The organism is Nocardioides sp., from assembly GCF_031422975.1.
In the GTDB taxonomy this organism is placed as follows: domain Bacteria; phylum Actinomycetota; class Actinomycetes; order Propionibacteriales; family Nocardioidaceae; genus Nocardioides.
The window spans coordinates 1-10,157 of record NZ_JANPEO010000611.1 but is presented as its reverse complement, the minus strand read 5'-3'; the positions used below and the strand labels follow the sequence as shown (position 1 = coordinate 10,157).

The following is a 10,157-nucleotide window of genomic DNA, read 5'->3' as shown; positions in this document are numbered from 1 at the left end:
GTTGGTCGAGGAGGGCGTCCGCGACGTTCTCCAGCGCCGCACCCCGAGATGCCTTCACCAGGACGACATCGCCAGCCGACACATTCTCTCGCAACCACGCCACTGCCTCGGCATGCCCCGCCGTGACAATCGCCTCACCGTGCCACCTACCCTCCTGCCTCGCAGCCGCAGCCATGAGCGCGGCCGCGTCGCCGACGGTGAGGAGTACGTCGACCTCGGCCGCAGCAGCGGCGACGCCGACCTGTCGATGAGCGCTCACGCCGCCGTCTCCGAGCTCGAGCATCTCCCCGAGCACGGCGATCGTGCGACGCCCGGCGCGCTCGCGGATGCCCTGCAGGACGGCCAGGGCTGCGGTCATCGACTCGGGGTTGGCGTTGTAGGCGTCGTTGATGACCACGGTGCCGTCCGCGCGGTCGTGCAGCTCCATCCGCCACCGCGACGGCGGGCGGGCGTCGGTCAGCCCGTCGGCGACGGCGTCGAGGTCGATGCCGCCGGCCAGCGCCATCGCCGCCGCCGCCAGCGCGTTCTCGATCTGGTGAAGTCCCAGCTGCGCGAGATGCGCGGTCGCCCCGCTCCCGCGCCACTGCAGGTCGAAGGAGGGCCGGCCGAGCTCGTCGGTGGAGACCTCGCTGGCGTGCAGGGTGCCGCCGCTGCCGAAGGTCACGACCGCTGCGCTGGTGCGCCGCGCCATCGCCGCGACCAGCGGATCGGCCGCGTTGAGCACGGCGGTGCCCTCGGGGGTGAGCGACTCGATGATCTCGCCCTTGGCCTCCGCGATCGCCTCCCGGCTGCCGAACTCACCGATGTGCGCGGTCCCCACGTTGACGACGGCGGCGATGTCCGGCGGAGCGATCCGGCAGAGGAGGGCGATGTGGCCGGCGCCGCGCGCGCCCATCTCCACGACGAGGTGCTTGGTGTCCTCACCGGCGCGCAGCACGGTGAGCGGCACGCCGATCTCGTTGTTGAAGTTGCCTCGGGTGGCGATCGTCGGCCCGTCGCCCTCCAGGATGGAGGCGAGGTAGTCCTTGGTGCCGGTCTTGCCCTGCGAACCGGTGAGAGCGTAGGTCGTGAGGTCACTCAGCGCGTCGTGCACGTGTCGCGCCAGGCCGGCCAACGCGGAGACCACGTCGTCGACCACGACGGTCGGCGCGCTCGTCGGCCGACTTCCCAGCACCGCCACTGCGCCCGCGGCCATCGCCTGCTCGGCGAAGTCGTGGCCGTCGACGTGCTCCCCCAAGACGGCGACGAAGAGGCCGCCGGGCTCGGGGGTGCGCGTGTCGATGAAGGCGCCGCCCGTGACGTCTGCCTCACCGTGGGCGATCCCCCCGACCACCTCGGCGATCTCGGCCAGCGTCATCGCGATCATCGGGCGGCCACGGCTTCACGCGCGACGACCCGATCGTCGAAGGGGTGGATCTCGCCGCGGATCTCCTGCCCCGTCTCGTGCCCCTTGCCGGCGATCAGCACGACGTCACCGGGTGCCGCGCGGCGTACGGCCTCGAAGATCGCGGTGCGCCGGTCGCCGATCTCGACGACCTCGGCCCGACCACCACCGGTGCCGGCGAGCATGGCCGCCCGGATCTCGGCCGGGTCCTCGGTGCGCGGGTTGTCGTCGGTCACGATCAGCACGTCGGCGAGCCGAGCGGCGATCGCCCCCATGATCGACCGCTTGCCGGGATCCCGGTCACCGCCGGCGCCGAGCACGACGATGACCTGGCCGTCGGTCAGTGGACGAAGGGTGCTGATCACGGCCTCCACGGCGTCCGGCTTGTGCGCGTAGTCCACCACCAGCACGAAGTCCTGACCGGCGTCGACCTGTTCGAGCCGGCCCGGGACCCCGGCGCCCCGGCCGATCCCGGAGGCGACGAGCTCGGCGTCGAGGCCGACGAGGGCAGCGGACGCGATGGCCGCCAACGCGTTGGACACGTTGAACGCTCCCGGCACGGGCACCCGGGCAAGGACCCGCAGTCCGCGCGGACCCAGGACGGTGAAGGACGTGCCGTTGCCGGCGAGCTCGATGTCGATCGCCTGCCAGTCGGCGGGGCCTTGCGTGGCGAAGGTCTGCATGGGGATCGTGGCGCCCTCGAGCAGCCGGCGGCCGAACTCGTCGTCGATGTTGGTCAGGCCCTGCCGCGCGCGCTCGGGGGTGAACAGCGATGCCTTCGCCATGAAGTAGTCGTCGACATCGGTGTGGAAGTCGAGGTGGTCGCGGCCGAGATTGAGGAAGGTTGCGACGTCGAAGACGACGCCGTCGACCCGCCCGAGCACGAGCGCGTGCGAGGAGACCTCCATCGCGCAGGCCTCCACGCCACGCTCGCGCATCAGCGCGAAGAGCCCGTGGAGGTCGGGGGCTTCGGGGGTCGTCAAGGCGGTCTTGATGTCCGTGCCGGCGACGCGGGTGCCGACGGTGCCGATGACGGCGCCGATGATGCCGACCGCCTCCAGGCCGTCCGCCAGCAGTCGGGTCGTGGTCGTCTTGCCCTGGGTGCCGGTGACGCCGATCATCCGCATCGCGGTGGCCGGCTCGCCGTAGATCCGGGCCGCCACCCGCCCGAGCACGCGCCGGGGCTGGTCGACGACGAGCGCGGCGGCGCCGGGCGGCAGCAGCTCAGCGCCCGCCGGATCGGTGAGTACGCCGACGGCCCCGGCCGTCAGCGCGGTCGCGGCGAACTCGGCTCCGTGCGCGCGGGCGCCCGGCAGTGCGGCGTACAGGTCGCCGGGCTGGATGCGCTGGGTGCTCAGCGAGATGCCGGTGACGTCGGGCCCCAGATCGCCTCGGACGCGCACCGGCGTCAGCGTCTCCAGCCACGTCGCGAGGTCGCGCAGCGGCGTCGCGGTCGGCGCCACGGGTCGCCCCTGGATGGTTCCCACAGACATTTCGCGATCACTCGGCACCAGCGGAGGGTATCGCTGCCCCGTCACCACTCGACAGGAAGTCGCGAGGGCTTCGCGCCGGTCGGCGCGACGCGGTAGCGGCTCAGTGCGTAGCCCATGATCCGGGAGAAGGCGGGGCCGGTGATCGAGCCGCCGCCGCCGTCGACCTGCGGGGCGTGGATCACGACGTAGACGGTGAAGCGCGGGTCGTCGGCCGGCGCGAAACCGCCGAAGGACACCGTGGTGGAGCCGTCGTAGCAACCGCACGCCGGGGCGACGCGCTGGGCGGTGCCGGTCTTGCCGGCGACGAGGTAGCCGGGGACCTGGGCACCGGGGGCGACGCCGACCTCGTCGTCGACGACGAGCTCCATCATCTTGGTCGTCTGCCTCGCGGCCCTCTCGCTGACGACTCGCGACGTGGTCGACACGTCGGTGCCGACCACGGTGCCGTCCTCAGCAGTGGCGGAACCCTTGATGAGGCTCGGCGAGACGCGTACGCCGCCGTTGGCGATGGTGTTGACGGCCGCGGCCATCTGGACCGCGTTGACCGAGACGGACTGGCCGAAGGCGACTCGGTCCTTCGTCTGGGACGTCATCACGTCGCCAGGGGTGAGGATGCCGGGGCTCTCGCCGCGCATGCCGATGTCGGTGCGCTGGCCGAGGCCGAACTTCTGGAGGTAGCCGACGAGGTCGACCGGGCTGAAGGCGTCGGCGGCGAGGACGGTGCCGATGTTGGACGACTTGGCGATCACTCCCGCCAGCGTGAGCCGGATGTTGCCGTGGTCGAACCAGTCACCGATCACCCGGTCCTGGCGCGGCAGGGACGGCGGGATCCGCAGCTTCGTGCGCGGCGTGACCTTGCCCGCGTCGATCAGGGACGACACCGTGAGCACCTTCTCGACCGAGCCGGGCTCGTAGGGGTCCTTGATCGCTCGGGATCCGAGGTCCTCCTCGTCGGCCGCCAGCGGCTTGTTGGCGTTGAACGTCGGGGCGTCGGCCAGCGCCATCAGCTCGCCGGTGCGCGAGTCCATCACGATCGCCACGCCGCTGGTGGCCCTGTACTGCTGGAGCGTCTGGGTGAGCACCCGCTGGGTGAACCACTGCAGGTCGAGGTCGATCGTGGTGGTCAGCGACGCGCCGTTCTTCGCCGGGACCACGGTGTTCTCCCCGAGCGGGATCCGGTTGCCGCCGCCGGACTGGTAACGCGCCGTGCCGTCGGTCCCGGCCAGCTGCGCGTCGAACGTGCGCTCGAAGCCAGCGAGTGCCTCGTCTGTACCCATGAAGCCGAGCAGGTTGGCGGCCACGTCGTCGGCCGGGTAGTCGCGGATCGGGTCGTCGCGCAGGGTGATGCCCTGGAAGCCGGCTTCGCTGAGCTCCGTGAGCACGTCGCCGGCCAGGGTGCTCGGCACGCGGCGGGCGATGTACTCGAAGCGACTGCTCTCCTCGCGGAGCCGGCCCAGGGTCTTGAAGTAGTCGACCTGGAGGCGCTGGGAGAGCAGCGTCGCGAGCTGCGGGGCGTCGGCGCCGGTCATCACCGGGTCGGCCACGACCATCTTGCCGTGGATCGAGTCGGCCAGCGGCAGTCCGAAGCGGTCGAGGATGTCGCCCCGCTCGGCCGGCAGGGACACCTCCACGACACCCTCGGCGGCCGCCATCGCGGCATACGACTTGGGGTCGATGCCCTGCAGTTGGACGAGCCGCGCGCCGAAGAACGACAGCACCATCGCGATCACCACGAGGCCGAACCGGAGTCGGAACTGCGGGGCGCCGCGACGGGCCTCCTCGAGACGCTGGCGCGTCCCGTTGGTCGTCTGGTGAGGCAACGTAACTCCGTCCGGGATGGTGTCGACAAATCTAGGTGGCACGACTGCCCCGGCCGGGGCCGCCGCGCCGTCAGCGGCGGGCGCGGCCCTGCGTGCGCCCGGCCTTGTCCTTGCCCCCGGTCGTGCCTCGGGTGGTCTTGGCCTTGGTCTTGGCCTTGGTCGCGGCCTTGGTCGCGGTCTCGGTCGTGGTCGTGGTCGTGGGCGCGGCCTCGGCCATCACCTTCACGATGGTCGGCGTCGGCGCGAGGATCTTCGGCTTGATGGGCACGGGCGGAGCCAGGTTGAGCTTGTCCTCCGGCAGCGCCGGCACCAGTTCTCCGCGAACCGTGCCGTCGAGACCCAGGAAGGTGGGTGCGGCCGGGACCACCATGCCCATGTCCTGCGCCTGCATGGCGACCCGCTGCGGATTGCGCAGGTCCTCGAGCTCCATCTGCAGGGTCTGCTCGCGGGCGGCCAGGCCGGTCGCCTGCTCCTCGAGCGAGGTGGCCGCGAACGACGCCTGCTGCATCGAGGTGTTGAAGAGCAGGAGGCCGACGACGCCGCTGATCAGCACCAGGCTCACCAGCGTCACGAACGGCACCTTCGGCGCGCGGGTGCGCGCGCGGGGCACGACGGAGAGGCGGGCCCTCTCGACGGCGGCGGACGCGATGCGTGGGACGCGGCTGCGGACCTGGACGGCGGGACTGCTCATCGGGTGACTCCTCGGCTGTGCCGGGTCTGGGGAAGGGCGGGGCGGACTCGTTCGACGGCGCGCAGCCGCACCGAGGCTGCGCGCGGGTTCTGCTCGATCTCGTGCTCGTCGGCGACCTCGGCGCCCCGGGTTACCAGCCGCAGGAACGGCTCACTGCCCTCGGGCAGGAACGGCAGGTCCTCGGGGACGTCCAGACGGGTGACCGCGGTGAAGGCGCGCTTGACCAGGCGGTCCTCGAGCGAGTGGTAGGACTCCACGACGACCCGGCCACCCACGCCGATCACGTCGATCGCGGCCGGCATCGCGCGGCGGAGCACGGCCAGCTCGTCGTTGACCTCCATGCGCAGCGCCTGGAAGGTGCGCTTGGCCGGGTGTCCCCCGGTTCGACGAGCAGGAGCCGGGATCTCGGCATAGAGCAGCTCGACCAGGCGGGCACTCGTGGTGAACGGCTCGACCTCGCGCTGACGCACGACCGCGAAGGCGATCTTCTTGGCGAACTTCTCCTCGCCGTAGTCCCGGAGGACCCGGGTGAGCTCGGGCGCCGAATAGGTGTTGAGCACGTCCGCCGCGGTAGGGCCGCTGGTGTCGTCCATCCTCATGTCGAGAGGTGCGTCGACGGCGTAGGCGAAACCGCGCTCGCGGACGTCGAGCTGCATCGAGGAGACACCCAGGTCGAAGAAGACCGCGTCGACGTGGTCGAGGCCCTGGTCCGCCACGACCTCGGCGATCTCGTCATAGACGGCGTGTACGCCGACGAAGCGGTCGCCGAAGGGACGGAGGCGTTCGCCGGCCAGTCGTAGGGCGGCAGTGTCGCGGTCGATGCCGATGACGCGGGCGGTCTCGCACTGCTGGAGGACGGCCTCCGTGTGGCCGCCGAGGCCGAGGGTGCAGTCCACCAGGACGGCGCCCTCATGGGCCAGGGCAGGGGCCAGAAGAGCAACGACCCGACTCTGGAGGACCGGGGCGTGGCGTGGGGTGCTCACTGGGTGCGCCTACTGGCCCACGTGGGTGAGGACGAAGAGCGCGACGGTGAGTCCTGCCGAGGTCGCGGCCGAGAAGACCATCACCGCCATCGCGTCTCGGGCCTGCTCGCGCACACGCGGCGGCCGGGTGGCCATGCCGCTCGGGCTGCGAGTGACTGCGGTGCTGCTCATGGTCTCGACCCCACACACGTTTGGATTGGCTTGCGATTGGCTCTGCGCTTGGGCACTGCTGGGTTGCTCACTGACTGCCCGCCGGACCTGGTCCCTGTCCGCTCCCCCAGGGAAGTGCCGACTGACACCGGGGAAGGTGAGTCAGTTGGCGAAAGGGAGCGGACGCGAGACCGGGTGCTGCGGTCCTCGTCAGTTGTTCTGTTGTGGGCGATGCGGTGGTCGGGCTAGATGCCGGGGAAGACCTCGTCGCTGAGCTCGGAGAACTTCTGCTCCTGCTCCTCGGAGTAGGTCGTCCAGGCCGTCGGGTCCCAGATCTCGATGCGGTTCATCGAGCCGATGACGACCACGTCCTTGGTGAGCGAGGCGTACTCACGCAGGGATCCGGGGATCGAGATGCGGCCCTGCTTGTCCGGCACCTCCTGGGAGGCGGCGGCGAACAGCATGCGGACGTAGTCACGAGTGCCCTTGTTGGTCACCGGCGCCTCACGGAGCCGGTCGGTCAGTCCCTGGAAGTCCTGGGTCGACCAGATCGTCAGGCAGCGCTCCTGCCCTCTGGTCACCACGAGTCCTTCCGTCAGCTGGTCCCTGAACTTGGCGGGGAGGAAGAGGCGGCCCTTCTCATCGAGCTTGGGCGTGTAGGTGCCGAAGAACATTCGGCACCTCCCCTGCTCGATGTGCGAGATCGACCCTGTCCCCCACTTCGCTCCACCTTACCCCACAACGCTCCACCGTCAATCATGTTTGCGGCGTTTCCCGCCCCATTTGCGCCTCTATTCCGCGTTGTCGGACCGGCTCGTACGCCGCCTGGTGAGCGTCGAACGGGCCCCCGGGCGGCGATCTGAGCCGTGGTGGAGGACCGGTGGAGGAGATCTGCCGCCTCCGGTGGTGGAAAATGGAGGGGAACGTGGAGACGAGGCGGCAGGTATGTTGCGGGCACGTCATACGGTTGGCACATCACCCGTGCAGTCGGGTCGGGACGAGGGAGTGGGCAGCACGTGAGTACGTCGTTCGCAGGCGATGCCGACCTGGAGACGCTCGCCCGCGTCGTCGGTCAGGTCCGTGCCAACATTGAGCGCGTCATCGAAGGCAAGCCCGACGTGGTCTCGGCAGCGATCGTGGTGCTGCTGGCCGAGGGTCACCTGTTGATCGAGGACGTCCCCGGAGTCGGCAAGACCCAACTGGCCAAGGCCCTCGCGCGCAGCATCGACTCGACGGTGCGCCGCATCCAGTTCACGCCCGACCTGTTGCCGTCCGACGTCACCGGCGTCTCGGTCTTCAACCAGAACACGCGTGAGTTCGAGTTCCGTCCCGGTGGCGTCTTCGCCAACATCGTGGTCGGCGACGAGATCAACCGGGCCTCCCCGAAGACGCAGTCGGCGCTGCTCGAGTGCATGGAGGAGCGGCAGGTCACGGTCGACAACATGACCTACATGCTGGACAAGCCGTTCATGGTGATCGCCACCCAGAACCCGATCGAGATGGAGGGCACCTATGCCCTCCCCGAGGCCCAGCGCGACCGCTTCATGGCTCGTGTGTCGGTGGGGTATCCCGTCGAGGCGGCCGAGATCGCCATGCTCAACTCACACACGACCGTCAACCCGCTCGACGACCTCGAGGCGGTGACCGACGCCGGCGAGATCCGCAAGCTGACAGAGATCGTCGGCCAGGTGCACGTGTCCACGGCCGTCCAGCGCTATGCCGTCGCGCTCACGACGGCCACCCGCACCTCCACCGAGCTCCATCTCGGCGCCTCCCCGCGCGCCACCTTGCACCTGGTGCGCGCGGCGAAGGCGGTCGCTGCGATGGCGGGCCGCGACTACGTGCTCCCTGACGACGTCCACGGGCTCGCCCGACCGGTCCTGGCGCACCGGCTGCTCCCCAGCGTCGAGTCGGCCATGAGCGGCCGCGCCACGACGGCGATCCTGGAAGGCATCGTGGCCGGGGTGCCGGTCCCCGAAGCCGGCCGTGCGTGAGGCCCTCGCCGGTCTGACCGTCCGCGGACGGGTGTTCCTGGCTGCCGGCGTGACCACGATCGTCTGCGCGATCATCGTCGGCCAGACGCCGCTGGTCCGGGTCGGGGTGCTGGTGACAGCTCTCCCCCTGCTGGCCGCGCTGTGGATCGGGCGTTCGCGCTACCGCCTGGCCCTGACCCGCACCGTCTCGCCCCAGCTCGTCGCCGCCGGTCAGGCCGCGAGAGTGCAGCTCACGCTGACCAACGAGGCCCGCACCCCGACCGGCGTGCTGCTGCTCGAGGACCACCTGCCCTACGTCCTGGGCACGCGTCCCAGATTCGTGCTCGAAGGCATCGGCCACGGCTGGCGCCGGCACGTGACCTACCAGGTCCGCTCCGACGTTCGCGGCCAGTTCGAGATCGGGCCGATGACGGTGCGCGTCACCGACCCGTTCGGCCTGATCGAGCTCGGCCGGGCATTCCACACCACGGCGCCGCTGACCGTCACTCCGCGCACGGTCGCCCTGCCCGGGATCCCGATCGGGGGCGCCTGGACCGGCTCGGGCGACAACCGGCCGCGTGCCTTCGCCGTCGGCAGCGCCGAGGACGTCACCGTTCGCGAATACCGCCGCGGCGACGACCTGCGCCGTGTGCACTGGCGCAGCTCGGCCCGGGTCGGCGAGCTGATGGTCCGGCGCGAGGAGCAGCCCTGGCAGTCGCGGGCCACCGTCTTCCTCGACAACCGATTGATCTCCCACCGCGGCCAGGGCGTGGCCTCCTCGCTCGAGGCGGCTGTCTCGACTGCCGCGTCGGTCGCACTCCACCTGAGCCAGCGTGGGTACGCCGTACGCCTGGTCACCGCGACGGGTGAGGAGCCCGGCACCGCGTGGCACTCGCGGACGGCCGCGGTCAACACCGCTCCCCTGCTCGAGGCCCTGGCCGTCGTCCAGATCGAGCACTCGCCCCACCTCGACACCGCCTGGCTGGCCGAACCCGGCCACGGCGGCCTGCTCATCGCCGTTCTCGGCGATGTCACCGACAACGACGGCCGATTCCTCAAGCGGCTCCAGCACCACGCGGCCACGTCGGCCGCCATCGCCCTCGACGTCGACGCCTGGGCTCCGCACCTCGCACCGTCAGGGACCGGGACGACCTCGACAGCCCTGGCCAGCACCGGATGGCGGTCGGTGAGGCTGCGTCCTCGCGACCACCTCGAAGTGGTGTGGCAAGAGCTCGGACGCCTCAGCAACCGTCAGCAGGTCGAGTCATGACCACCCCGTCCAGCCGCCGGCGCGCTCCGCTCGCCTACACCCTCGGCCTGGCCCTGGTCGCGGCCGCGACCACGTGGTTCACCCTGCTGTCATGGCGCACGTTCACCACCGAGACGGCCAAGGTGACCATCCCGCTGTTCTTCATCGGGGCACTGATCGCCGGCATCGGTGGAGCCGCGCGCTGGCTGCGTCTCCCGATCACCGTCGCGGTCGTCGTGCAGGTCGTGGTGGGCGCGATGTGCGTGCTCGGCTCCATCACGGGCTCGGTCGCGCCGACCCCCGGGACGATCAGCGAGTTCCTCACCGCCTTCGAGGATGCGCTCGCGTCGGCTCGGGCCTACCTTGCGCCCATCCCGTCCGGGGTGCCGCCGATCACCGTGATCCTGCTGACCG

Annotated in this window: 10 protein-coding genes; 3 read left to right on the top strand and 7 right to left on the bottom strand. The window is 70.7% G+C overall.

Features of this window, described 5'->3' with window-relative positions:
* The 7 genes from murF to mraZ all read right to left on the bottom strand — a co-directional run.
* Nucleotides 1-1,357 (bottom strand): UDP-N-acetylmuramoyl-tripeptide--D-alanyl-D-alanine ligase (gene murF / locus RMO85_RS18170; protein ID WP_397204290.1); only part of this gene is annotated, 1,357 nt, incomplete at its 3' end.
* 5 nt (nt 1,358-1,362) lie between these two features.
* Complete coding sequence (locus RMO85_RS18165) at nt 1,363-2,805, bottom strand: UDP-N-acetylmuramoyl-L-alanyl-D-glutamate--2,6-diaminopimelate ligase (RefSeq protein ID WP_310530128.1); 1,443 nt, start codon at nt 2,803-2,805, stop codon at nt 1,363-1,365.
* Between the two features lie 113 nt (nt 2,806-2,918).
* Nucleotides 2,919-4,697, bottom strand: a complete 1,779-nt coding sequence (locus tag RMO85_RS18160; RefSeq protein WP_310530126.1) for a penicillin-binding protein 2 — start codon at nt 4,695-4,697, stop codon at nt 2,919-2,921.
* A 70-nt stretch (nt 4,698-4,767) separates the two neighbouring features.
* Nucleotides 4,768-5,388, bottom strand: a complete 621-nt coding sequence (locus tag RMO85_RS18155) for a hypothetical protein (protein WP_310530125.1) — start codon at nt 5,386-5,388, stop codon at nt 4,768-4,770.
* Nucleotides 5,385-6,371 (bottom strand): 16S rRNA (cytosine(1402)-N(4))-methyltransferase RsmH, encoded by a 987-nt coding sequence (gene rsmH / locus RMO85_RS18150; RefSeq protein WP_310530124.1) that lies wholly within the window; start codon nt 6,369-6,371, stop codon nt 5,385-5,387. Before rsmH ends, RMO85_RS18155 begins: the two co-directional genes overlap by 4 nt.
* Nucleotides 6,372-6,380: 9 nt before the next feature.
* Nucleotides 6,381-6,542, bottom strand: coding sequence for a hypothetical protein (locus RMO85_RS18145; RefSeq protein ID WP_310530123.1), 162 nt, complete (start codon nt 6,540-6,542; stop codon nt 6,381-6,383).
* A gap of 224 nt (nt 6,543-6,766) precedes the next feature.
* Nucleotides 6,767-7,195, bottom strand: coding sequence for a division/cell wall cluster transcriptional repressor MraZ (mraZ, locus tag RMO85_RS18140; RefSeq protein WP_310530122.1), 429 nt, complete (start codon nt 7,193-7,195; stop codon nt 6,767-6,769).
* A 342-nt stretch (nt 7,196-7,537) separates the two neighbouring features.
* Between mraZ and RMO85_RS18135 the strand changes: the two genes are divergently transcribed.
* From RMO85_RS18135 to RMO85_RS18125, 3 genes are all read left to right on the top strand, one after another.
* The gene (locus RMO85_RS18135; RefSeq protein ID WP_310530121.1) at nt 7,538-8,515 is read left to right on the top strand and encodes a MoxR family ATPase; all 978 of its coding nucleotides are present in this window, start codon (nt 7,538-7,540) and stop codon (nt 8,513-8,515) included.
* On the top strand, nt 8,508-9,764 hold the full coding sequence (locus RMO85_RS18130; protein ID WP_310530120.1) for a DUF58 domain-containing protein: 1,257 nt from the start codon (nt 8,508-8,510) through the stop codon (nt 9,762-9,764). The genes RMO85_RS18135 and RMO85_RS18130 overlap by 8 nt, the downstream gene beginning before the upstream one ends.
* A partial coding sequence (locus RMO85_RS18125) for a hypothetical protein (RefSeq protein ID WP_310530119.1) occupies nt 9,761-10,157 on the top strand: 397 nt, incomplete at its 3' end. The genes RMO85_RS18130 and RMO85_RS18125, both read left to right, overlap by 4 nt.

Excerpts from the sequence above, each read along its gene's own strand:
- RMO85_RS18155 (WP_310530125.1), bottom strand. The coding sequence starts at position 5,388 with ATGAGCAGTCCCGCCGTCCAGGTCCGCAGCCGCGTCCCACGCATCGCG.
- RMO85_RS18145 (WP_310530123.1), bottom strand. The coding sequence starts at position 6,542 with ATGAGCAGCACCGCAGTCACTCGCAGCCCGAGCGGCATGGCCACCCGG.
- mraZ (WP_310530122.1), bottom strand. The coding sequence starts at position 7,195 with ATGTTCTTCGGCACCTACACGCCCAAGCTCGATGAGAAGGGCCGCCTC.